Source organism: Robinsoniella sp. RHS (assembly GCF_001029355.1).
GTDB classification, from domain to species: domain Bacteria; phylum Bacillota; class Clostridia; order Lachnospirales; family Lachnospiraceae; genus Robinsoniella; species Robinsoniella peoriensis.
On sequence record NZ_JNGB01000069.1, the window covers coordinates 1 to 23,286 of the forward strand.

Annotated in this window: 21 protein-coding genes and 1 pseudogene; 5 read left to right on the plus strand and 17 right to left on the minus strand. The window is 42.4% G+C overall.

Translation table 11 applies throughout. The annotated features are described in order from the left end of the window. On the minus strand, positions 1–934 hold a 934-nt coding region (locus RHS_RS20730; protein ID WP_047834242.1), incomplete at its 3' end, for a class I tRNA ligase family protein. Positions 935–1,473: 539 nt separating this feature from the next. Here RHS_RS20730 and RHS_RS20735 point away from each other — a divergent pair. Then, on the plus strand, positions 1,474–2,205 hold the full coding sequence (locus RHS_RS20735; protein WP_044289608.1) for a YesL family protein: 732 nt from the start codon (positions 1,474–1,476) through the stop codon (positions 2,203–2,205). 63 nt (positions 2,206–2,268) lie between these two features. Here the strand turns inward: RHS_RS20735 and RHS_RS31530 are convergent, their stop codons facing one another. From RHS_RS31530 to RHS_RS20750, 3 genes are all read right to left on the minus strand, one after another. Continuing rightward, positions 2,269–4,521, minus strand: a complete 2,253-nt coding sequence (locus tag RHS_RS31530; RefSeq protein WP_052430754.1) for a HAMP domain-containing sensor histidine kinase — start codon at positions 4,519–4,521, stop codon at positions 2,269–2,271. Further along, a complete protein-coding gene (locus tag RHS_RS20745) occupies positions 4,511–5,218 on the minus strand; it encodes a response regulator transcription factor (protein WP_027295603.1) in 708 nt (235 codons plus the stop codon). Before RHS_RS20745 ends, RHS_RS31530 begins: the two co-directional genes overlap by 11 nt. A 72-nt stretch (positions 5,219–5,290) precedes the next feature. After that, positions 5,291–6,220 carry an alpha/beta fold hydrolase gene (locus tag RHS_RS20750; RefSeq protein WP_047834243.1) on the minus strand — a complete coding sequence of 310 codons (930 nt, stop codon included), beginning with the start codon at positions 6,218–6,220 and terminating at the stop codon, positions 5,291–5,293. Positions 6,221–6,471: 251 nt separating this feature from the next. Between RHS_RS20750 and RHS_RS20755 the strand changes: the two genes are divergently transcribed. Then, the gene (locus RHS_RS20755; protein WP_047834244.1) at positions 6,472–7,620 is read left to right on the plus strand and encodes an ROK family protein; all 1,149 of its coding nucleotides are present in this window, start codon (positions 6,472–6,474) and stop codon (positions 7,618–7,620) included. 91 nt (positions 7,621–7,711) lie between these two features. On the opposite strand, the gene rsmA is transcribed toward RHS_RS20755, so the two are convergent. Together rsmA and RHS_RS20765 are read right to left on the minus strand one after the other, a co-directional pair. Continuing rightward, positions 7,712–8,578 carry a 16S rRNA (adenine(1518)-N(6)/adenine(1519)-N(6))-dimethyltransferase RsmA gene (rsmA, locus tag RHS_RS20760; RefSeq protein WP_047834245.1) on the minus strand — a complete coding sequence of 289 codons (867 nt, stop codon included), beginning with the start codon at positions 8,576–8,578 and terminating at the stop codon, positions 7,712–7,714. Between the two features lie 16 nt (positions 8,579–8,594). Continuing rightward, positions 8,595–9,365, minus strand: coding sequence for a TatD family hydrolase (locus RHS_RS20765; protein ID WP_047834246.1), 771 nt, complete (start codon positions 9,363–9,365; stop codon positions 8,595–8,597). A 468-nt stretch (positions 9,366–9,833) separates the two neighbouring features. Here RHS_RS20765 and RHS_RS20770 point away from each other — a divergent pair, with 468 nt between their 5' ends. The 3 genes from RHS_RS20770 to RHS_RS20780 all read left to right on the plus strand — a co-directional run bounded on the left by RHS_RS20770 (position 9,834) and on the right by RHS_RS20780 (position 14,979). Next, positions 9,834–12,452 carry a cation-translocating P-type ATPase gene (locus RHS_RS20770; protein ID WP_027295598.1) on the plus strand — a complete coding sequence of 873 codons (2,619 nt, stop codon included), beginning with the start codon at positions 9,834–9,836 and terminating at the stop codon, positions 12,450–12,452. 105 nt (positions 12,453–12,557) lie between these two features. Beyond that, positions 12,558–13,286 carry an ABC transporter ATP-binding protein gene (locus RHS_RS20775; protein ID WP_027295597.1) on the plus strand — a complete coding sequence of 243 codons (729 nt, stop codon included), beginning with the start codon at positions 12,558–12,560 and terminating at the stop codon, positions 13,284–13,286. Next, positions 13,279–14,979 carry a hypothetical protein gene (locus RHS_RS20780; RefSeq protein WP_047834247.1) on the plus strand — a complete coding sequence of 567 codons (1,701 nt, stop codon included), beginning with the start codon at positions 13,279–13,281 and terminating at the stop codon, positions 14,977–14,979. Before RHS_RS20775 ends, RHS_RS20780 begins: the two co-directional genes overlap by 8 nt. A gap of 129 nt (positions 14,980–15,108) precedes the next feature. Here RHS_RS20780 and RHS_RS20785 read toward each other — a convergent pair whose 3' ends face one another. The 11 genes and pseudogenes from RHS_RS20785 to RHS_RS20820 form a co-directional block, all read right to left on the minus strand. Beyond that, positions 15,109–16,083, minus strand: a complete 975-nt coding sequence (locus RHS_RS20785; RefSeq protein ID WP_047834253.1) for a Gfo/Idh/MocA family protein — start codon at positions 16,081–16,083, stop codon at positions 15,109–15,111. 210 nt (positions 16,084–16,293) lie between these two features. Continuing rightward, positions 16,294–17,139: an L-ribulose-5-phosphate 3-epimerase gene (locus RHS_RS20790; protein WP_047834248.1), complete on the minus strand. Its 846-nt coding sequence runs from the start codon at positions 17,137–17,139 to the stop codon at positions 16,294–16,296. A gap of 18 nt (positions 17,140–17,157) precedes the next feature. Then, the gene (locus tag RHS_RS20795) at positions 17,158–18,672 is read right to left on the minus strand and encodes an FGGY-family carbohydrate kinase (RefSeq protein ID WP_047834249.1); all 1,515 of its coding nucleotides are present in this window, start codon (positions 18,670–18,672) and stop codon (positions 17,158–17,160) included. 106 nt (positions 18,673–18,778) lie between these two features. Then, entirely contained in the window at positions 18,779–20,014 is a 1,236-nt protein-coding gene (locus RHS_RS20800) for a hypothetical protein (protein WP_044294346.1), read from the minus strand. 51 nt (positions 20,015–20,065) lie between these two features. Further along, entirely contained in the window at positions 20,066–20,215 is a 150-nt protein-coding gene (locus tag RHS_RS31535; RefSeq protein ID WP_377142970.1) for a DUF4432 family protein, read from the minus strand. After that, positions 20,173–20,370, minus strand: a complete 198-nt coding sequence (locus RHS_RS31540; protein ID WP_395023153.1) for a DUF6783 domain-containing protein — start codon at positions 20,368–20,370, stop codon at positions 20,173–20,175. The genes RHS_RS31535 and RHS_RS31540 overlap by 43 nt, the downstream gene beginning before the upstream one ends. After that, positions 20,282–20,710: an RbsD/FucU family protein gene (locus RHS_RS20805; protein WP_047834250.1), complete on the minus strand. Its 429-nt coding sequence runs from the start codon at positions 20,708–20,710 to the stop codon at positions 20,282–20,284. Before RHS_RS20805 ends, RHS_RS31540 begins: the two co-directional genes overlap by 89 nt. A 65-nt stretch (positions 20,711–20,775) precedes the next feature. After that, on the minus strand, positions 20,776–21,867 hold the full coding sequence (locus tag RHS_RS20810; protein ID WP_377142974.1) for a substrate-binding domain-containing protein: 1,092 nt from the start codon (positions 21,865–21,867) through the stop codon (positions 20,776–20,778). A gap of 43 nt (positions 21,868–21,910) precedes the next feature. After that, positions 21,911–22,855, minus strand: a complete 945-nt coding sequence (locus RHS_RS20815; RefSeq protein WP_047834251.1) for an ABC transporter permease — start codon at positions 22,853–22,855, stop codon at positions 21,911–21,913. Then, complete coding sequence (locus RHS_RS31545; RefSeq protein ID WP_395013518.1) at positions 22,852–23,022, minus strand: DUF6783 domain-containing protein; 171 nt, start codon at positions 23,020–23,022, stop codon at positions 22,852–22,854. The genes RHS_RS20815 and RHS_RS31545 overlap by 4 nt, the downstream gene beginning before the upstream one ends. A 34-nt stretch (positions 23,023–23,056) precedes the next feature. Then, positions 23,057–23,286, minus strand: a pseudogene (locus RHS_RS20820) (D-xylose ABC transporter ATP-binding protein); the annotation flags it as partial.

Sequence of the window (23,286 nt, forward strand, 5' to 3'; positions counted from 1 at the left end):
TTAAAGTAACATAGTCAGCACAGGTTACAAAGTAAGCTTTTTTCGCCGGTGTGGTAAATGGGAATAGTGGCTCATATTCTTTATATTCCAAATCTGTTCCTACATAAGTCTCCTGTACCTCGTAGTTGTCTTCGCCCAGTACTTTATCACAAAGTGCCTGTGCCAGATAATAAACCGTTCCATCTTCTTTCATGGATACTTTGACATAAGTCTCCTTCGGATTTACACAAAGTGCCACGTTTGAAGGCAGGGTCCACGGAGTGGTTGTCCATGCCAGAATATATGCTTCTTCGCCTTTTACTTTAAATTTGGCAATGGCTGAACGTTCCTTTACATCCTTATATCCCTGGGCAACTTCATGACTGGAGAGAGGTGTTCCGCATCTTGGGCAGTAAGGTACGATTTTATATCCTTTATATAACAGTCCTTTGTCCCAGATCTGCTTTAGCGCCCACCACTCGGATTCGATAAAGTTATTGTCATAAGTTACGTAAGGGTGCTCCATATCTGCCCAGAATCCTACGGTTGCAGAGAAGTCTTCCCACATGCCCTTGTATTTCCAGACGCTGTCTTTACAGTATTTGATAAATGGTTCCAGACCATATTCTTCAATCTGCTCTTTGCCGTCCAGACCCAGCATTTTTTCCACTTCCAGCTCTACCGGAAGACCGTGGGTATCCCAGCCTGCTTTACGTGGAACCATCTTCCCTTTCATCGTCTGGTATCTTGGGATCATATCTTTGATTACACGGGTTAAAACGTGGCCGATGTGAGGTTTGCCATTTGCGGTAGGCGGCCCGTCATAGAATGTGTAGGTCTCACATCCCTCACGGTTATCAATACTTTTTGCAAAAATTTGGTTGTCTTCCCAGAACTTCTCTGTCTTCTTCTCCCGGTCAACAAAATTAAGATTCGTAGAAACTTTGTCGTACATGATTATATTCCTCCTTAAATTTTATGCGTTAGAGCGTGTTTGAATTGCTTTATTCCAGCTGTGCGTTCCAGTTTGTGGAATGAATGTGCACAAAAAAACTCCCATCCCTGTAAAAGGACGAGAGTCATACACTTCGTTAACCACCTGTTACAACATACTATCATACGCGTTCCTGTTAACGGTGGAAAACCGTCAGCACCTACTATTATTCAGCCTGAAACTCTGAAGTGATATTCCATCTATCCTACTCTTACCGGACTTCCACCACCACCGGCTCGCTGTAAATTTCGTTGATTATCAGATATATGTCCGTATTTCCCAGACACACTGACAAAATAAATGTACTGTCTTCGTCATCGTCTTTTCTATATATATTGCTAATTTTCATTATATGTAGCACGGAATGAAAAGTCAAGGAGAAAAATTTTTTAAAAGATCTGTGAAATTCCCTAAGTTTATGCTTTATTTATTTGCATTTTTCCCTATAATCCTATATAATTTGATGTAAACAAATAAATCGTTAAAAGAGGTAGTTTAGAATGGGTAGATTTTTTAGTATGGACAATAAGTTCTTTACTTTTATGTCCAGGGTAGCAGACTTGATGATGTTGAACGTTGTATTTCTTATATGCTGTATCCCGATTGTTACTATCGGTGCTTCCTGTACGGCTATGTATTATGTGACGCTGAAAATGGCGCGTAACGAAGAATCTTATATTATAAAAGGTTTCTTCAAATCTTTTAAGGAAAATTTTAAGCAGAGTACGATTATCTGGCTGATTATGCTGGTAGCCGGAATTATCCTGCTGATGGATTTCCGGATAACAGGACAGATGAAATCTACACTGACTACTGTCATGCGTTATGGTCTTATGGTGGTTGCCGTTGTATATGCATTTGTATTATCTTACATTTTCCCGATTTTATCCAAATTTGTGAATTCTATTAAAAATACTTTTAAGAATTCACTGTTTATGTCCATCAGACATCTGCCATATACATTTTTAATATTGATTGTTGCTGTTGTTCCTGCCGGAGCTACTCTGATGATCCCTATTGTATTTGCCTATGGTTTAATTGTATGGATACTGATCGGATTTGCACTTATCGCTTTTATTAATTCTTATTTCTTTGTTAAAATATTTGACCGCTATATTCCTGAAGAAACGGAGGAGGATAATTCTTCCAGCGATATTCCCGAGATTATGGAACCATCTGCTTTTAAGAACCTTTCTCCTACAACGAATTCTTCCAATGAAAAATCAGAATAATTACATACTTATATACAGTATGTTTACAACAGCCAGTCCATTTAATAACCGGACTGGCTGTTGTTACACTGATAAGGTGCTGCAAACTTCATGCTGTACTATTGGAAATATTAATACTGCTTTGAACAGGTCGCCATCTACGCTGATGCGAAATTCTCCACCCTGCATTTCTGTAAGGGATCTTGCAATTGATAATCCAAGACCGCTTCCTTCTGTGCTTCTGGATTTATCCCCCTGTATAAAACGCTCGGTCAGCTCTTCGGCTTCCATATTGAGAGAATATTCCGATATATTTTTAATGGAAAAAATCATCTTTTCATTTTCGGTGCGTATTGTGGCATAAACCCTGGTACCAGGCATGGCATATTTTACAACATTATTATACAGGTTTTCGATAACACGCCAGATACGTGTATTGTCTGCACGGATTATAATGGGATGATCCGGAACACTCGTTACCAGTTCCAGTCTTCTAGCTTTGAACTGGTCATCAAATTCTCCTGCTGTCTGCAGGATAAGTTCTTTGAAATTAATATTTATATACTCTAGAAGGATGTTTCCCGAACTTATTTTAGATGCTTCCAGCAGGTCTTCCGTTAAATATTTAAGCCGCTGTGACTTCTGGTCCAGTATCTCTAAGTAGTTCTGTGCCTTTTGATCTGATAATTCCAGTCTTTTTAACAAATCCACATAATTAATGATCGATGTCAGCGGTGTCTTGATATCATGTGATACATTTGTAATCAAATCTGTCTTCTGTCTTTCACTTTTGGTATTTTTCTCTATGATTGACTCCAGACTGTTACTCATTTTATTTACGGAATCTGCCAGCCTTTTATTTGCCGGCAAAAATTTTGACCCGTCTATTTTATAATCAAAATCTCCTTTTAAAATCTGATCTATTCCTGTTGATATCTTATCCTGCTGCACTGACATCTTTACTAAATTAATTCCGATAATTAATTCCAGTATTATTGTAAGGGGCATTCCCCATACTCCCAGATAAGTGATGGAAAGTATTCCCAGAATATTGACGATTAAAAATCCTATATACCAGACAAGAATTCTAATCGAAATTTTCCTCTTATATATCATATGAGATAACTCCCGCCACAGGTTGTAAATGGTGCTGTATTTTAAAAATACACCTCCCTTTACCCGGCGCACCATGCTGCCATACCACACAATAAACATTCCATTTGCAAATCCTGCAAGGGAAAATAGCACTCCGGCAATACCTGGAAAAATCCCTAGATGCTGATAGCTCAGATATGCCAGATGACCACCCAGTGCGAATACCATTCCGCTTATCAGCGTCAGCACCTCTATTGGAAATGCGTCCAGTTTCATCAGTGCGAATTCCCCTTTTTCCAATCCTGCGATATTGGTGTAATATCCGATCGATGACAGCCAGATAAATATAAAAACACCGCATACAACTGCAGCCGCACGGCTCCATGGCATCCAGTTCTCATATCGTTCTTTCATATCATAAAATTCATCCTGCACCAGGAATGATGTATCGATTCCAATCACGATACGGCTGTCAATACAATTAGGCGAAATTCCTCTACCCAGATTACTGTATATATTTTTCTTAAATTTAAGATTGGCATCGTACTCCAGTTTTTTATAATCCAGCACTACATAGGTACCCAGATCTAAAATCTGTTCCTCTGACAATCCTGTATTCCCATAGACCTGCTTGTTATTTTTATCCAGAACAATGTATTTCAAATTGGTATTCTTACCGTTAAATTCCACTTTCAAAGTATTATAGTGCCATACATCGTCCCAGATTCCTGCTATTGTGCTCTTCACATACAGATATAGTTTATCTCTGTCTTTTCCCGTCTTCCGGGCATATTCCTCAATATCTTTATATCCTATGGGGGAATAGGCTTCCTCATTGTCCAACTCTGCCCCCTGCTGAGCCCATTGCAAAAGATCGTGAAGACGGTAAGATAATCCTCCTTCACTTTGACCTGTAATATTCTTATGTAATGCGTAATTTTCTATATCAACGATTCTATCCGGATCGTAAATCCCATCCGTTTCAAATTTATTGCAGCCCTCCAGAAATTCATGCAGCTGACCGATCTTCTCTTCCACCTGTGTCTCGTATTTAGCCGTTTCCGGATACGGCTTTCCAAATGCATTTTGAAAATCTTCCAGAGAAGTCATCATGCTGAGACTGATCATAAAAGAGCAAATGATAATAATCAGTGACATGTATTCCACGGTCAGTGTTACAATCTTTCTCGCTGCCCGAAACTCATCCTCTTTACATTTTGTTTCCTGCCCGTTATTCTTCATCTGCTATGCTCTCAACTTTATAGCCAATCCCCCATACTACTTTTAGATACCGGGGGCTTTTGGGATTGATCTCAATTTTTTCTCTGATATGTCTGATATGTACAGCCACCGTATTGTCGGCACCGATTGCCACCTCGTTCCAGATGCTTTCATAGATCTGGTCTATGGAAAAAACCTTGCCCTTATTTTTCACCAGCAAAAGCAAAACATTATATTCAATAGGCGTAAGTTTTACAATCACTCCATCTACTGTAACTTCTTTTTCTTCATCATTAATTACAAGGCCGCCCGTACGATAGAGAACGGTTATATCTCCTTTTACATAATTCCCCAGTTTCGTATATCGCCTGAGCTGGGATTTGACCCTTGCCACAAGCTCCAGGGGATTAAAAGGTTTTGTCAGATAGTCATCCGCACCTATATCCAGCCCCATGATTTTATCCGTATCTTCTGATCTTGCTGAAAGGATAATAATCGGAACCCCGCTGTTTTTTCTGATTTCCTTTGTCAACGCTATTCCGTCCAGCTTTGGCATCATTATATCTGCAATCACAAGATGGATTTCTACCACTTTTAGGGTCTGCAAGGCATATTCGCCATCCAGCGCTTTATAGACTTCATATCCTTCCTGATTCAAATATATTTCAACAGCATCCATAATCTCCTTGTCATCATCGCAAACTAGTATATTAAACATGTTAACTCCCTATTCCTTCTGGTGCAGAACGTGTTTGAAAAATGCCTGTACCAAAATATACGATCCACTATTTTAAATCAGCCGGTTTAACCATTGCAGAATATCCCGGTAAACCTGTTTTCTATCCAGTTCATTCAAAATTTCATGACGGTCATCCGGATAAAGTTTGCAGGAAATATCCTTCATTCCTGTTTTTCGGAATGTCTCGACAACTTTTTTTACGCCTCTGCCCTGGTCGCCTACCGGATCATCCTCCCCCGATACAAACAGGACAGGCATCTCCCGGGGCATTCGTTCTAAATATTCTTCAAAAGTTAATTTATATAGTCCATGAAAAAGATTATGGTAAGCATTCAGTGTAAATAAAAACTGGCATTTTTCTTCAGCAATATAAGCATCCACGACCTTCTCATCCCGGCAAAGCCAGTCCCTGTCTGTCCTTGCCGGTTTATAATTCCTGTTATAACCACCAAATGCCATTGCATCTACGAGCCTGCTGCGGTACATCCAGCCATGTCTTTTCGCCAGTATTGCAGTCAGTACGATTCCTGCCTTCACTGCAAATCTCGGCTTATACCCGGTTCCCATAATAATGGTTCCGGCCAGCCCTTTTCCATGACAGCAGATATACTGTCTGGTCAAAAAAGATCCCATGCTGTGCCCCAGAATAAAATAAGGTAGGCCTGCATATTCTTCTTCCGTGATACACCTTAGTTTATGCATATCCCGTATGAGCGTCCGGTTCCCATTCTCTTTTGCAAAATAACCGTAATACTCTTTGGACTTAATGGAGTCTCCATGCCCCAGATGGTCATTTCCAACCACCAGGAATCCATGGTCTGCCATATAACCTGCAAATTCGTCGTACCTCTCAATGAATTCAACCATTCCATGAGCAATCTGGAGAACCGCCCTGACCTCTCCGTCCGGCATCCATTTTACTGCATGAATTTTTGTTTCCTGATCATCCGATAAATAATAAAAATCCTTTTTTACTGACATTCAATCCACCTCACCTGTTTAATTAATACAATATATATCATTCCAGTCTCTAAATAGCTTAATAAAACAGTTTTTCCTATAAAGAAAACACATTCTTCCATTTCCATACAATAAGCCCATAATATAATATATTATAGCATAGAATAAACAAAAAAATTTTTAAGAATTACGAAAGATCATTTTTTAGTCTGTCCTAATTACTTTTTCTATGATATACTTAATATAGTCATTAAACTATAATGGAGGATATTATGATAACAGGAAGCAAGGAATTAATCCGTGATATTAACAGCCATCTTGTTTTGGAATCGATTGTTAACAACGGTCCCATTTCAAGGGCGGACCTCGCCAAGGCACTTGGGCTTACAAAAGCCACTATTTCAGCGATTGTCCAGGTTTTGATGGATGAGCACCTGGTTATTGAAATTGGCAGTGCCAAGACAGACAAGGGCCGTAAGCCAATCCTTCTGGATCTCAACCAATCCGGCGGCCATGTAATTTCACTGGATGTTAGCGTAGATTACATAACGGTACTCACCTCTGACCTGAAAGGAACCCATTGTTTTGTCAAACAATATAAAAATTCATCCCATGACCTGGAAATTCTTCCTATATTGATCTCTATTATCGAGAAAACTATAGAGGGGCTAACTCCTACTGTTCACGGGGTCGTTGGTATCAGTATTGGTATTCACGGAGTAGTGCATAACAATCATGTGATGTTCACCCCATACTATTCCATAAAAGAAGAGAACCTTTCTGATTCCTTATCGGAACACTTCCATGTACCTGTCTATATGGATAATGAAGCTAATCTATCCGTTTTGGGAGAACGCACTTTTTATTTTGATTATCCCAATATTATTAACCTGAGTATACATTCCGGTATTGGAATGGGAATTCTGATTGATGATCAGCTTTATACCGGGTATAACGGTTATGCAGGAGAGTTCGGACACACAATCATCGTTCCTGACGGGCGCGCCTGCCCCTGCGGCAATCATGGATGTTTTGAGCAATATGCTTCAGAACGGGCAATCCTGAAGGATTACGCAAGGCGTAAAGCCAGTACGGAAGTTTCCATTGACGCATTGATCCGTTCTTATCAGGCGCAAGACAGTGATGCCCTGGAGGTCATTCAGCAATTTGTCAAATATATGGCAATCGGCATTAATAATATTCTGAATACGTTTAATCCTAATCTGATCGTAATTAACAGCGCTTTTACTATGTATATACCGGATATTACAAAGCAGATCCAGGAATCTCTCTGCAACCGTATGGATAAATACTGTACCATCCTCCCATCCGGACTGCAGGACACCGCTATTTTGCTGGGCGGCGCCTGCGTAGTAATTAAGAACTTCCTGGGGATTGATAAAATGATATTGAAGCCATAATAAAAACCGGGAATAAAGAAGACTTTACGTTTTCTTTATTCCCGGTTTTTATATTAAATTCATTTGATGCAGTTTATTCATTTGATGCAGTTCATTCTTTTGCCGAAATGATGTTACTGAGCCTTGCAAACTCACTCAGCGTAAGCGCCTCCCCCCGGATAGTGGGTGAAACCCCAAGTTCCTCAATCGCTTCTGCAATGATCTCCTTGGAAATCGGAATCTCAGGTGAGTTATTCAACCCATTTACCAGCGTTTTTCTTCTCTGGTTAAATGACGCACGGATGATCCGGAACATCAGACGCTCATCCTTTACATCGATGGGAGCTTCTTTGTATGTTGTCAGCCGTATTACTGCACTTCCTACTTTTGGACGGGGCATAAAGCAATTGGGTGGCACATTTGCAACAATATACGGCTCGGCGTAATACTGTACCGCAAGTGAAAGTGCACCGTAGTCCTTGCTCCCCGGCCCTGACTGCATTCTCTGTGCCACTTCTTTTTGTACCATGACGGTAATACTGTCGATGGGAACATGGCTTTCAAATAACCCCATAATGATTGGCGTAGTAATATAGTACGGAAGATTCGCCACTACTTTAACCGGTCTGCCGCCGTTTCGCTCCATCACAAGCTGCTTGATATCCAGTTTCAGAACGTCTTCATTTATGACTGTTATGTTATCATAGGAAGCCAGGGTATCCTCTAAAATCGGAATCAGCGCTTTATCAATCTCTACTGCCGCCACCTCTCTTGCAGCTTCAGCCAGATACTGGGTCATTGTTCCGATGCCCGGTCCGATTTCCAGCACAAAATCATCCTTTGTAATATTGGCAGAACGAATAATTTTATCCAGTACGTGACCATCGATTAAAAAGTTCTGACCAAACTTTTTTTGAAAGGCAAATTCATACTTTTGAATGACCTCTATAGTTTTCTGGGGATTTGATAATTTTTCCATTCGTTACCTCTTCTTCTCATGATTTTATCTGGTACATTTTCAATGCATTTTCACAGGTCTTCTCTTCTACTAATTCTTTTGATATCCCTTTGATACGTGCGATTTCTTCTATTATATAGGGCAGGAACAGAGACGAGTTCCGTTTTCCGCGATTAGGAGCCGGTGCCAGATAAGGGCAGTCTGTCTCAATCAGAATCTGTTCCAGAGGCACATATTCTGCAACCTCTTTCATTACTTTGGCATTTTTAAAGGTGACAACACCGCCGATTCCAATATAATAGCCCATGTTGACATAATCCCGTGCCATTTCCCTGGAATTGGAGAAACAGTGGATTACACCGCCTGTGCTGCCTGCGTGTTCTGCCTTCATAACATCTATGGTATCCTTTGCCGCATCCCTGCTGTGGATAATCACCGGCAGACCTGCTTTTTTGGAAAGGGCAAGCTGCCTTGCAAACCATTCCTTCTGGACTTCGTGGGACTCCTTGTCCCAATAATAGTCCAGACCAATCTCTCCTACCGCAACGATCTTCTCCTCTTCACACAGTTTCTCCAGCCAAAGCAAACGCTCTTCATTCAAGTCTCCTGCCTCATCCGGATGAATTCCAACTGCTCCATATATAAAGGGATAGCTCTTTGTGAGCTTTACCGTGTCCTCCACGCCCCGTAAGCTTGCACCTACATTTACAATATATCCAATTCCATTCTCCTGCATACTGCCAAGCAGGCTCTCTCTGTCTTCGTCAAACGCCTCATCATCATAATGGGCATGGCTGTCAAATATCATACTTTTCCCTCCTGCATATCGCAGGCCTGCCTGCGACAATGACTTAATAAGTAGTTTGAAAGCGCTTTTCTTTCAAGCTTTTCCTCCATGCATAACGCAGATTGCACTGCGAAACTACTGCTTATTTGTATTCTTTATTTTAAGCTATTGCTATATGCTGTTATTTTATTCTGTTATTTTAGCAGTATCTGGGGTTGGTTGCAAGTAAAAGAGGATGTTGCGGGGAGAAACTTGGGGTTTTGTTGATTACTGCGCTTTATAGATTGAGATATCAAAGCATCTTTATCAGCAAAACACAAATTAGATTTCTCATTCTCCATACATATTTGTCCCCATAGACTACATATCTATAATGATAAAGGCAAAGCAGTATCGCAGTCTGATCCCCGATACTGCATGGGGTCATATGTCGTTATTTCGCATATCCGTTATCCGCTCTATCGGAAATCATCTCAAGGAGGCGCATTCATGCAAATGTATTACAATCTTTCAAAAGAAGAAGTCAGACAACAGATAAACGGCTCTGACCCGTTTCTGACTACCCGAAAGGCAAAGGCAAATCAGGAAAAATACGGTAAGAATATATTAATTGAAGGTAAAAAGAAAAATCTGCTGCAGATATTCCTGGAACAGTTTATGGATTTCCTGGTGGTTATCCTGATTGTTTCTGCCGTAATCTCAGGTGTTATGGGGGATATTGAAAGCACGGTGGTAATTTTAGTCGTTATTACAGTCAATGCTATCCTGGGAACAGCCCAGACAATTAAAGCCGAGCACTCCCTTGCAAGCCTGAAAACCTTATCTGCTCCTCTCGCTAAGGTAAAAAGAGACGGCACCATCGTAGAAATTCCTTCCAAAGAGGTTACTATCGGTGATCTGGTTCTTTTAGAAGCGGGAGACAGCATTCCTGCTGACGGGCGCATTATGGAAAATGCCAGTCTCAAGATTAATGAAAGTGCCCTTACCGGCGAGAGTGTCAGCGTAGAAAAAACCGACCATCCTCTGGCTGGCGAACTTGCTATCGGGGATCAGACTAATATGGTATTTTCAGGAAGCTTTGTCACATACGGCAGAGGCAGTTTTCTTGTTACGGCTATCGGAATGGATACCCAGGTTGGTAAGATTGCAAGCCTCCTAAAATCTACTTCCGAAAAAAAGACACCCCTCCAGGTGAATCTGGATAATTTCGGACAAAAACTGTCTGCTCTGATTATGGCTATCTGCACCCTGGTTTTTTGTCTGGATATCTGGCATGGTGCCGATATCGGAGATTCTTTTCTCTTTGCGATTGCCCTGGCAGTAGCCGCAATACCCGAAGCACTTAGTTCTATCGTCACAATCGTCCTGTCCTACGGCACCCAGAAAATGGCTGCGGAAAATGCAATCATCCGAAAACTCCAGGCAGTGGAAGGACTTGGAAGCGTTTCTGTCATATGTTCCGATAAAACAGGTACTCTGACACAAAATAAAATGACGGTAGAACATTATTATACAAACGGCAAGGATATTGCAATATCCAGCCTGGATCTGGATAATTCTGCTCAGAATAAACTTATGACTTACAGTGTTTTGTGTAATGATGCGTCCGGTACCGATGGGAAAGAAATTGGAGATCCTACGGAAACTGCGTTGATACATGCGGGAGAATCTTTTTCTTTCCCTACTGCATCCATACGAAAGCGCAGCCCCAGAGTCAGTGAACTTCCTTTTGACAGTAACCGAAAACTGATGTCCACTCTTCATTCTATAGACCGCCATATGGTTATGATTACCAAAGGTGCCGTGGACGTACTGGTAAAACGCCTTTCTTATATTGAAAAAGACGGACAGATCCGTAATATTACCGTGCGGGATACGGCAAAGCTGAAACAGATGAATGAATATTACTCCAAAAACGGACTGCGGGTACTGGCATTTGCCTATAAAACGGTAGAACGCCCCATGCCCCTTAAAATGGCTGATGAAAATAATCTTACCTTTCTGGGTCTTGTGGCTATGATGGACCCTCCGCGTAAAGAATCGGCCGAAGCAGTTGCCCGGTGTATTGAAGCTGGAATTACCCCTGTTATGATAACCGGAGACCATAAAATTACGGCTTCCGCCATAGCCAGAAGAATTGGCATCTTAACCGATATGTCTCAGGCATGCGAGGGCTCTGATATCGAGAATCTCTCTGATGAAGAGCTTGAAAAATATGTAGAGAAGGTCAGGGTATATGCACGGGTTTCTCCTGAACATAAAATCCGTATCGTAAAAGCATGGCAGAACAAAGATCATATTGTCGCCATGACCGGAGATGGTGTCAATGACGCGCCCGCCCTGAAACAGGCTGATATCGGGGTTGCTATGGGCATCACCGGAAGCGAGGTTGCCAAAGATGCTGCATCTATGGTTCTCACCGATGATAATTTCGCCACAATTGTAAAAGCCATTGAAAACGGCAGAAATGTCTACTCACATATTAAAAACTCGATTAAGTTCCTGTTATCGGGTAACTTTGGGGCAATTCTGGCAGTACTGTATGCATCTCTGCGATGCCTGCCGGTTCCCTTTGCACCCGTGCACCTGCTCTTCATCAATCTTCTGACCGACAGCCTTCCGGCTATTGCACTAGGTCTGGAACCTCACAGTACAGAAGTTATGAAGCAGCGTCCCCGCCCACGGAATGAATCCATATTAACAAGAGGCTTTCTGTTGGGAATCGGCGTGGAAGGACTTTCTATCGGAGTTACCACCATGATTGCCTTTGTTCTGGGATATCATGCCTCCGGAGCTGAAGTAGGAAGCACAATGGCATTTGCCACCCTCTGCCTGGCCCGACTGGTTCATGGATTTAACTGTAAATCTGAAAGACCGGTGCTTTTAACTAAAAAATTCTTTAATAACATTTACTTAATCGCAGCATTTGTTATCGGTGTTGCCCTGATTAATGCCGTACTTTTCATACCGGAACTGCACAGCGTTTTTAAAGTCGCTCCTCTGGAACTTTCCCAGATACTGACGGTGTACGATCTGGCTCTGATTAACCTTCCTGTAGTACAGCTTATGAAATACGTACGAACACATATGAGAAAGCGGAGCAGGTAATCTGCTTTGCCAAAATTTTACTTGTTTATTTGACTTTATAGGAGTAAAATATAGAAAACTTTATAGATAAACTCTAAAATTTCAAAGAACACGAAGGAGAAAGCTATGATTAATCTGACAAATGTTTCCAAGACTTACGGTAACAGTGGGAAGAAAGCTGTCGATTCCTTGAACTGGAACATTGAAGATGGCAAAATTACCGGATTTATCGGACCAAATGGTGCCGGTAAGACTACAACTTTGAAAATGATTACCGGTATCACCAGGCCTGATGACGGCAGCATCACTCTGAACGGACTGGATATATCCCGTAATCCTACAGAGGCAAAAAAACAGTTTGGATTTGTTTCTGATTCCCCTGACAATTTTCTCAGACTGAAAGGAATTGAGTATTTGAACTTTATGGCAGATATCTACGAGGTACCCTCGCAGACGAGATCGTCCCTCATAGATAGCTTTGCCAAACGCTTTGACATGGAAGAGGCGCTGAACAGCCGGATTATGGGATACTCCCACGGAATGCGGCAAAAGATTATGGTAATGGGCGCCCTGATCCATAATCCTTCAATATGGATTCTGGATGAACCCCTTACCGGTTTGGATCCAAATTCCGCATACGTACTGAAAGAAATGATGCGGGAACATGCATCTACCGGAAAATCAGTCCTTTTTTCCACACACGTACTGGAAGTAGCTGAAAAACTATGTGATCAGGTGGCGATCATTAACAAAGGCAAGCTGTTATTCCTGGGAACGCTTGACGAGTTAAAAACAATCCATCCTGGCGAAGATTCACTGGAAAATATCTTCCTGGAGATAACAAGGAATGCATAAATTTTTTATACTTACAAAGATTCTTTTAAAAAGTGGCCTGGGAATGACGCCTGTCACCAAAAATGGCAGTAGTCAAAAGAAGAAACGGTCTGCAGGAGGCAACAGTCAGCTCCTGCTTTTGGTAGTACTTGCAGTTTGCTTACTGCCCCTTGCCGGTTCTTTATTCGCTTTTGGACGAACCTTTTATCATACTTTTGCACAATTAAATATGCCGGAAACTCCGGTTCAACTGCTCTGCTATGCAGCTTCCTTTACTGTATTGGTATTTGCACTGCCTTATGTGGTATCCGTGTTCTTCCTGTCTTCTGACCTGGAAACGCTGCTGCCCCTGCCATTGAAGCCCTGGCAGATTATTGGTGCAAAATTTACCGCTGTTTTAATTTATGAATACCTGATCATCGCCCTGTTTATCCTGCCTCCATTTATTGGGTATGGTTTTGAATCACAAGGGGGCGTTCTATTCTGGCTCTTTATGATCCTGGTTGTTTTGGTGCTTCCGGTTATTCCATTGATTTATGCGTCACTGATTGCAATTTTGATGATGCGGGTATTTAAAAATATTAAGAACAAAGAGATGATCAGCACCGTATGCTCCTTTTTAATGATTTTTATTATCTGCGGTGCCAGCATGATGGTAAACCGTACGCCGGATGCAGCTCAAATGGCAAATCTGGTGATTGCTAACAAAAATCTGCTTGACAAATTGAATATAATATTTCCTAATTTAACATTTGCAGGGGATGCTTTAGTTCATTCCAGTATTGTATCCATGCTATTATTTATTTTACTGGCGGGAGTATTTCTGGTTATCTTTTTATTTATTGCTGACAGAATTTACTTTGGCGGAGTTATGGGGATGCAGGAAGTAACATCAAAGCGCAAAAAAATGTCGCAGACGGAGAAAGAATCCTACAGCCGCAGTAAAAGTCCGGTAAAAGCCTATGCCATTAAAGAGTTCAAACTGCTCTTCCGTACACCGGTATATTTTATGAACTGCCTGATGACACCGTTAATTTTCCCTCTTTTAATAGGCATACCGATCATTATTTCCTTAGCTGGCTCCAAGGTAAGCCTGTTACCAATACTGACTCAGCTGGCTTCCACCGCCGGGAATACCGTTACCGCAGTTTTATTGCTGCTTTCCTTTGTACTCCCGATTTTTATCGGCGGTTCCTGTATGGTAACCAGTACCTGCATTTCCAGAGAAGGACAGGGATACATCTTTATGAAATATATTCCTATGTCTATCCGGGATCAGCTTCGGGCTAAGATTTTGAATGGTTTTTTGATCTGCCTTGCAGCGACACTGCCTTACACAATCATCTGTACGGTTCTGGGCATGGTTTTGCTGAATGCAAATTTCCTTGTGATTATTTTATGCCCGGTCATTACGGTGCTTACACTGCTTATGATTAACTATGCCGCACTGTGGGCTGACCTTACAAACCCGAAACTCATCTGGGAAAGCGAACAGGCTGCCGTGAAACAGAATTTCACTGCAACGATTCTGCTGTTTGCAGTGTGGATCGTGGGATTCGCAATGGCAGGCGGAGCATTTGCCCTTTATATTATTTTGGGACTTCCTTCTATATTAATCGCGTTGTTCTTTTGTATTGTTCTGGGGATTTTGCTATTTGTAATTAGAAATGGGGTTTATTCTTATGGTGCTAAGAGAATTGAAGAATTAGATTAAGTAGGTATTGCAGATGTGAGATTGCTTTTAGTTTCCGAGATGCTGGGCCATGGTGTAAAACAGCGTGGTTTCTTATCACGGTGCACTACAATAGTACACCGTGACACCGCAAAGCTATAACTTTAAACCTTATTGATTCTCCCCAGGAATCTGATACCCCCAGGACCTCCGCATATCATCCATAATCTCCAGCACCCGGATAGTTTCTTCATGAGGCATCTCACTGCACTGGGTTCTCCCTTCCTGTATCGCCCTGCGGCAGGCTTCTACCTCATATTCATATCCGGTGATCTGTTCCGGAGGCGTGTAATCTGCTAATTCTCTGTAATTTTCGTCGAAGACTCTGATGTGCTCTATGTTATTTACATTTGTGATCTCTATGTAGCCTTTTTCACCAAAGATGCTTGCCCTGCGATTCAGTGCGCCAAGCATACTGCTGTGCATCACAGCCATTTCCCCGCCCTCAAATATCATGGTGATGCTGTCCGAATAATCTACTCCTTTTTCAGACATCACTACACTGGAAGTTACTTTGCTGATTTTATTTCCGAAGACCATCATTGCGAAGTTTACCATATAGACTCCCACATCCAGCAATGCCCCGCCAGCCAGGGACGGTTCTACCATCCTGGTTACACTTTTCAGAGCGTAGCCCAGATTGCCTGTCAGTGATGCTGCCTTACCTATGACTCCGCTGTCTATAATATCATTTACCATTTTCCGGGACGGCATATATCTTGTCCAGATTGCTTCTGTCAGAAGGAGTCCTTTTTCTTCTGCCATTTGCAGTACTTCCCTCGCCTGCCTGGCATTTACCGTAAATGATTTTTCACATAGAACATGTTTCTGATGTGCCAGGCACAGTCTGATATGCTCATAATGATGAGAATGCGGGGTTGCTATATATACCAGATCAACTTCTTTATCAGAAAGCATTTCTTCATAAGAGCCATATGCTTTCGTAAAGCCGTATTGTTCTGCAAAAGACTGTGCCCGTTTGGCATCTCTTGCTGCGATTGCGTATGCCTCTACCATTTCCATTTTTGTTATAGTCGCAGCCATTTTATGTGCAATCTGGCCTGCTCCCAGAATTGCCATCCTCATTCTTGAACCCTTGCCTGCCGCAAGCCTGCTTGCGGAATTTCCTGAATCAGCAGTATGATTTTCCTGTATTTTTTTCTCCATTTTATTCCCTTTCCTGTTATTTTTGCCCATAGTAGGCATTTGGTCCATGTTTATGCATGAAATGTTTACGCATGAAATGTTTACGCATGAAATGTTTATCCTGGGTTACCTGGGGTGCAGTCAGAACTCTCATGCCTCCATCTTATCTAATATTTTGCCCATTCTGTTACGGGCATCCTTCAGATCGTCTTTCCACTTCCCGCTCCCTGTATACCAGAATTCTGTTACAAATTTACGCACACCGATTTCCCAGGCGGCAGCAATCATTTCTTCGAAATTTACATGCCCTGTTCCAAAAGGAATCTCCCGAAACTTTCCGGGCACTGTCTCTTTTAAGTGAACAGATGTAATATGCCCGGCACCTGTTCGTAAATCTTTTTGAACATTGGTGTCATAGCTGACCGATGCATTTTTAATATTACCGCTGTCCGGATATACCGTCAGATAGGTAGAATTTATATTTTTGACATAGTTCATTGCCTTTTCCACGGTGTTCATAAACTCCGTTTCCATGGTTTCAAATCCTAATGTAATACCCAGACTTGCCGCCATCATTACCGCTTTTTTCAGGTTTTTTTCAAACCGCCGGACTGTTTCCGGGGTGGATTGTTCATAGTATACGTCATAGCCTGCCAATTGGATAATCCGAATTCCCAGGTCATCCGCAAGGCAAATTGCTTTCTCCATTATTTCCATTCCTCTGCCTGCAATTTCCGGATTATTGCTTCCAAGGGGATATTTGCGGTGCCCGCTCAGGCACATACTTCTTATGGGAATGCCCGCTGCAAACATGGTATCGATCAGTTCCAGCCTTTCTTTTTTTGACCAGTCAAGCCTTGCCAGCTTTTCTTCCGTTTCATCTATGCTGATTTCCACAAAATCAAAACCGGCAGATTTTGCAGCCTGAAGCTTTTCTTCCCAGGTAAGGTCAGGAGGCATTGCTTTTTCGTATAAACCAAGGGTATATGCTTTCATTTTTTATCCTTTCTTTTTTCAATTTTTAAAATATTTCCAGGTCCCGCTCAGCCCATTGATTACCGCACGATAAGCCGTATACTTTTCTTCATATATCTCTTTGTATCCCAAACGGGGCATCACCGTTTTAGTGATAGTGACCGTTCGTCGGATGGCATCCTGATAATCAGTGTAGATTCCTGCTGCTATTCCAGCTGCCATTGCCGCTCCCTGTGCCCCCAGTTCTTTGTCTTCAATCACATCAACCGGTATCTGCAGTGCATCGGCAAAAATCTGAACCCATACATCAGAATTAGCTGCACCCCCGGAAAGCCGGATGCTGGATGGCATGGAACGGTTTTGCAGTAATTTTTTAACATGGGTCAGATGTGAAAATACAATTCCTTCGTACACTGCCCGCAGCATATGTTTCTTGTTGTGGTATCCGGTAAGGCCCACAAAGGTTCCCTTTGCCAGTGCATCTTCATTGGAGCCGTTTAAAAATGGCAGAAAGATCACGTTGGACTCCTCCGGCTTTATTTCTTCCACCCATTTATTAGTAATATCATAGATGGACTTCCCGTCTTCTTTTGCCGACTCTTTTTCAAAGTTCAGAAGATTTCGGATGAACCATTCCATGTTTCCGGCAGATGTCGGGCTGCTTTCTTCTATCAGAAAATAACCCGGTATGCAGAACATGGAGTTCAGAGCAACTGTTTTGTTGGTTACCGGAGCTTTTCCAATGAATTCATTGATACTCCAGGTTCCTGCTATCATGCACATCTGCTCTTCATCTGACAAACCGGAAGCGATCCCGCAGGCATCTACATCAAACATACCCGCCGCAACCGGAATCCCCTGTGGCAGAGTGGTTTTTTTACTAGCCTGGTCCGTTATGTAACCGCAGATATCCGCAGACCCCCGAAGAGGAGGCAGCTTTTCATATATTTCCTCTAATCCGAAGAGTTTCAGATGCTCTCTGTCATACTGTCCGGTGTTTAAATTTACCAGATTGGCTCCCGTAAAATCGGATAACTCTGCAAATGCTTCTCCAGTTAGACGATATCTGATATAATCTTTTACTGCGAAAATAAACTTTGTGTTTGCAATCACATCAGAATGGTAATCCTTCAACCATGCCAGAATACTCACCGGCTGACATGCCAGTATCTCCTGATAAGATTTCTCGAATACCTTTTCTCTGGTGCCGTCGCGATTCCATTTTTCTACATACTCCCATGCCCTGGCATCGGTAGACAGGATACCGTTATAGGATGGCTTGTCATCATACCCCACCATATACAACCCTTTTCCATGTCCGGAAAAAGATATACCGGCTATATCATCGGGATTTATTTTGCTGTCAGAAATTGCCGCACGAATTGCTGCTGCATTGATTTCCCAAAGTTCTTCCATATCTCTTTCCGTATAACCGGGCTTTGGTGTAATGGTCACGGAAGGGACGCTGGCTACAGATATCTGTCTTCCCTCCTGGTCAAAGATTGCTGCTTTTGAAAAAGTACCTCCATTGTCAATCCCCATCAAATATTTCATCTGCTATCTTCTCCTTTCCATATAAAAATCCCCGAATACAAGCTTGATTCCTGCATTCGGGGACGTAATTACTTGATTTTACAGGCAGCGGATCAAATGGCAGTAACTATTTGCACATTTGGCTGCTGACGCAGGATGCCGGTACTTCTTTTGGCACATCCGGATGGTTTGGACCAAAATGTTTTAGTAATACCAATGGCTCTACCTTACTCTCATTCGTGATTACAACACCCTCTTTTGCAGTACCTTCAGAAACGAAGAACTCATCTGAACTTTGCTGACCAAAACGCAGCAGGGTCACCGCTTCTGCATCGTAAACACCCATTTTCCCATGTCCCTGGATAAAGATACATCCATAAGCCGCCCCATCTTTTATCGTTACTGTCTGCCCTGGATAAATGGTTAATTCTTTTGCCGCTACATAATCATTTGCGTAAGTCACCCATTTTTCAATGTACTGTTCTGTCTCACTCGCTGTAACAGGCGGCCTGAAATAGGTCTGTTTGTAATGGGGATCCGTATTCTTTTCCCAGTCCAGCAAGCCAAAAATATAATCTATGTCATCCTTCTTGTCATCCGGGCATTCCTCTACCAGCATATCCCTAGGATATATTTCTCCGGAAACTACATTTTCCTGTACGGAATTTACATCGGAATTCCACTGTGGTTCATAAGTAAGATATGATGCCGGAGCATGAATGACACCGGCCGGAGTATACCAGCCCGTCCCAAGCTGAACCCGGTAAGCCCTGGATAATTCAGTAATTCTGGTATCATCTTCATTATAATTACGCAGTCTTCTCTTTACCTCTTCCGGATCTGTATCCGGATCAAAACCAAAGTAAGTGGCACCACATTCTCCCTGGTAATTATTTAACTGCCTGGGGAAATAGTAGCACTCCGGCTTGCCAAGCTTACCGACTCTCGCCGCATCCTCAAAGGTAAGGTGGACATGATGGAACAAAGGATTTTCGAAATCAAAGAATTTTGAATACATGGGCCATCCCCCATACTTTTTCATGAGTTCTTTTCCCACAATTTTCTCACCCATTGTATCAATAGCTTCCTTTAATGTAAATTTTTCATCTGTTTCATAAGATACGGCTACATAACTCATTCCCTCGTCCGGTGCTGCCAGCGGTCCGTTATTAGCTGGAATTGTGGAGGAAAACCATCTTTCCTTAATAGACCCTCTCTCAATTCCCAGTGCATAATAATCATCAGGGTGTAATTTTAATCGGTGTCCTGCCTTTCCAAATCTTCTTGGTACAAAGGTAGGATTTAGGCGGAAAATCCCGCCTCCTTCTTCAAATACTTTTTCTATTAATGATTGGTTTGCCATATTTTTCTTCCTTTCTGGCTTCTATCTACTTTTTCTGTAATTTTCCGTTTTTTATATTTTCAAATGCCTCACGGCCGAGCCGTTTTCTATTGCATCTGCAATGCCGTCAATGGTTGCATTTGCAGGCTCCAGTCCCATGACGTAATCTCCGGCACCCATCATTTTCCATTGCACAAAATGATCCAGTTTGTGGGAGAACACGCTCTAGAGCGTGTTTTAAAATTGCTTTCTGGCACCTGTGCGTCACAGTTTGTGGGAGAACACGCTCTAGCACACACCTTTCTGCAATACAATATTTGCGTAACGTGCTGTTGTTCCGGTCTGTACAACCAGATATGCCTTCTCGGATTCCTCATAAAAGGGAAGGCGGTCTGCAAAATCAAATTCTTGAAATGCCCGGTCAGTATCATGTTTTTTTAATATACGTTCATAGACATCCCATATTTCAGGTATGGGCTCAGTTGGCAGATTGCGCATGAGCCTGACCGGATGTTCGATAAAATTATCCAGTGGAAAAAATGGTAAAATTGCTTCCAACAGTTCCGGAACCTCCACTCCTTCCAGCCGTATCAGCCGTTTTGCATGTGCCGCTGCCGGATAATTAGCATCGGCTATAATCAGTACATCACTATGTCCCATTTCCATCATTACTTTCATTAACTCCGGGGAAATAATCTTTGGTATATTCTTAAGCATACTGCACCCTCATTTCTACCGGCGCCTCCGGCAGGGTAAATGCTGACGGAGGCTGCCGCTTTTTATTAATTCATAAATTCGTCTACATTATCTTTGGTAACTAACTGGAATGGAATTCTGATATCATATTCCACCTTTTCTCCTTTTGCCAGTGCCAGAGCTGTATCAACAGCTGTGGCTCCCTGACCTTCCGCATCCTGGAAAACCGTACATGCCATTTCACCATTTTTCACTGCCGTCAGGGCATCAGAAATGGCGTCAACACCTGTGATCATAATATCTGTTCTGCCTGCTGCTTTACATGCAGATAATGCACCAAGGGCCATATCATCATTTTCGCAGATAATTCCTTTTAATTCGTCTCCATAGGTAGTGATCCAGTCTTCTGCCAGTGCCAGAGCCTCTTCTCTCTTCCAGTTTGCAGTCTGCTCAGCCAGCAGTTCATATTTATCAAATAAACCGGCTTCTTCATAACCTGCCCAGCGTCCTACCTGGCCTGCCTGTCCCATCGGTCCCTGGATAACACAGATTTTGGATCCTTCCGGCAGGTTTTCTAATACATAGTTCGCTTCAATCAAACCGGATTCTTTGTCTTCACATCCTACAAAGGACTGGTAATCCTTATTTACCGTATCACAGTTACAGTTTACAATGGGAATGTTTGCTTCATTGGCTTTTGTAATACAGGGGCTGCTTCCATCCATATCCTGAGCATTTAAAATAATTGCATCCACCTGCTGTGTGATCAGATTCTCTGTAATTTCTATCTGCTTGTTAACATCGCCTTCCGCATCATTCATCAGCAATTTTACACCCAGCTCTTTTCCTCTTGCCTCAATTGCATCTGCAATTCTCTTAACAAATGTGTCTGAATTGTCCTTCATAATTACGCCAATGGTGAAATCCCCGTTATCTGCTGAAGCGGCTGCGGCCGCCTGTGTGGCTTTCTCTACTGCTTCTGTGCCTGCATCGGCAGCTTTTGTCCCAGCTGATGTCTCTGTATTTGCCGGTTCTGTTGTCTCTGCCGCATCCGTTGTCTTTGCTGCCTCTGTTGTCTTTGCTGCCTCTGTTGTCTTGCTGCTGCCCTGTCCGCATCCTGCGAGAACTGAAGCCACCATTGCCACTGCGAGTAAACCACTGATCATTTTCTTCTTCATACCTTTATCCTCCTTATTTTTTAATAAATAGGTATCTTAGTTGTTATTCCCTGCTCTTTGTCTTCATGTCCATTAATACAGCCAGCAATATAATGAAGCCTTTTACAATCTGCTGCCAGAATGAGTTGACATTTACAAGGTTTAGTGAGTTACTGATTAATCCAATAATGATAAAGCCGAATATTGTTCCGCGCAGGCCGCCGATGCCGCCGCTCATACTGGTACCGCCAATTGCCGTTGCCGCAATGGCATCCAGTTCAAATCCCTCTGCTGCCGTTGGCTGACCGGAACTGATGCGGGCCGATAATATCAAACCAACGATACCGCAGCAGACACCGGATAATATGTAAACCATCATTTCCACTTTACGCGTCTTCACACCTGAGAGTTTCGCGGCATTCTTATTGCCGCCGATTGCAAATACATATCTTCCGAAGGTGGTACATTTCAAAACAACCAGACCAATGATACAAACGATCACCAGAATGATAATCGGTGTTGGGACTCCAAATACATTTCCCTGCCCGATTGCAAGGAAGGATTCATTTGTAATGGTATATGGCTTTCCATTGGAATAGACCATTGCAAATCCCCGACCGATTGTTGTACTGGCTAAGGTTGCAATAAATGGCTGAAAACCAATATACGCTACCAGGTAGCCATTTAATATGCCGAATGCAACTGCTGCCAAAACACCAGCCACACATGCCAGAAATACATTTCCATCATTCATAAGCAGCGAACCGCTGATGACACTGGTAACTGCAACAAGCGATCCTACCGAAAGGTCAATTCCTCCTGTCAGGATAATGAAAGTCATTCCCACTGCCAGGATACCGTTGATGGATACCTGCCGAAGAATATTTAAAATATTTCCGCTGGATAAAAATACCGGTTTAACAATTGTCATAAGTACCACTATGAATATGATTACGAATACCAGTCCAAATTCCCGAAGTACCTTTCCCAAATTCTTCTTATTATTCATTTTGTTCTCCTCCTAGAGCGTGTTCTAAAATTGCTTTCTGGCAGCTGTGCGTTACACTTTGCGGGAGATTTGTCCCGGATGAAGGGCACGTAGCGGGCCACGTAACCTGAATTCGGGGCAAATATTCCGCAAAGCGGGGTGTGCAGATGGCGGGAATGAATTTTCAAAGAAGCTCTATAGCGTCTTTGAAAATGCTACAGGCTATAATGCTAATTTTAAAATTGTCTGCTGTGATTTCGTTTCATCTCCCTGAAGTTCTCCCGTAATCTTGCCTCTGGACATTACGATGATACGGTTACTCATTCCAATCAGCTCCGGCATTTCAGATGAGATCATGATAATAGCCATGCCCCCTTTTGCAAGATCTACCATCATACGGTAGATAGCCGCTTTCGCTCCTACATCGATTCCTCTCGTGGGCTCATCCATAA

What these genes read in the sequence shown, in the direction of transcription:
- RHS_RS20755 (WP_047834244.1), top strand. Translation starts at nt 6,472, where the DNA reads ATGATAACAGGAAGCAAGGAATTAATCCGTGATATTAACAGCCATCTT.
- RHS_RS31540 (WP_395023153.1), bottom strand. Translation starts at nt 20,370, where the DNA reads ATGAGGAATCCGAGAAGGCATATCTGGTTGTACAGACCGGAACAACAG.
- RHS_RS20805 (WP_047834250.1), bottom strand. Translation starts at nt 20,710, where the DNA reads ATGCTTAAGAATATACCAAAGATTATTTCCCCGGAGTTAATGAAAGTA.
- rsmA (WP_047834245.1), bottom strand. Translation starts at nt 8,578, where the DNA reads ATGGAAAAATTATCAAATCCCCAGAAAACTATAGAGGTCATTCAAAAG.
- RHS_RS20800 (WP_044294346.1), bottom strand. Translation starts at nt 20,014, where the DNA reads ATGGCAAACCAATCATTAATAGAAAAAGTATTTGAAGAAGGAGGCGGG.
- RHS_RS20780 (WP_047834247.1), top strand. Translation starts at nt 13,279, where the DNA reads ATGCATAAATTTTTTATACTTACAAAGATTCTTTTAAAAAGTGGCCTG.
- RHS_RS20770 (WP_027295598.1), top strand. Translation starts at nt 9,834, where the DNA reads ATGCAAATGTATTACAATCTTTCAAAAGAAGAAGTCAGACAACAGATA.
- RHS_RS31530 (WP_052430754.1), bottom strand. Translation starts at nt 4,521, where the DNA reads ATGAAGAATAACGGGCAGGAAACAAAATGTAAAGAGGATGAGTTTCGG.
- RHS_RS20785 (WP_047834253.1), bottom strand. Translation starts at nt 16,083, where the DNA reads ATGAGGATGGCAATTCTGGGAGCAGGCCAGATTGCACATAAAATGGCT.
- RHS_RS20765 (WP_047834246.1), bottom strand. Translation starts at nt 9,365, where the DNA reads ATGATATTTGACAGCCATGCCCATTATGATGATGAGGCGTTTGACGAA.
- RHS_RS20790 (WP_047834248.1), bottom strand. Translation starts at nt 17,139, where the DNA reads ATGAAAGCATATACCCTTGGTTTATACGAAAAAGCAATGCCTCCTGAC.
- RHS_RS20775 (WP_027295597.1), top strand. Translation starts at nt 12,558, where the DNA reads ATGATTAATCTGACAAATGTTTCCAAGACTTACGGTAACAGTGGGAAG.
- RHS_RS20745 (WP_027295603.1), bottom strand. Translation starts at nt 5,218, where the DNA reads ATGTTTAATATACTAGTTTGCGATGATGACAAGGAGATTATGGATGCT.
- RHS_RS20735 (WP_044289608.1), top strand. Translation starts at nt 1,474, where the DNA reads ATGGGTAGATTTTTTAGTATGGACAATAAGTTCTTTACTTTTATGTCC.
- RHS_RS20815 (WP_047834251.1), bottom strand. Translation starts at nt 22,855, where the DNA reads ATGAATAATAAGAAGAATTTGGGAAAGGTACTTCGGGAATTTGGACTG.
- RHS_RS20795 (WP_047834249.1), bottom strand. Translation starts at nt 18,672, where the DNA reads ATGAAATATTTGATGGGGATTGACAATGGAGGTACTTTTTCAAAAGCA.
- RHS_RS20810 (WP_377142974.1), bottom strand. Translation starts at nt 21,867, where the DNA reads ATGAAGAAGAAAATGATCAGTGGTTTACTCGCAGTGGCAATGGTGGCT.
- RHS_RS20750 (WP_047834243.1), bottom strand. Translation starts at nt 6,220, where the DNA reads ATGTCAGTAAAAAAGGATTTTTATTATTTATCGGATGATCAGGAAACA.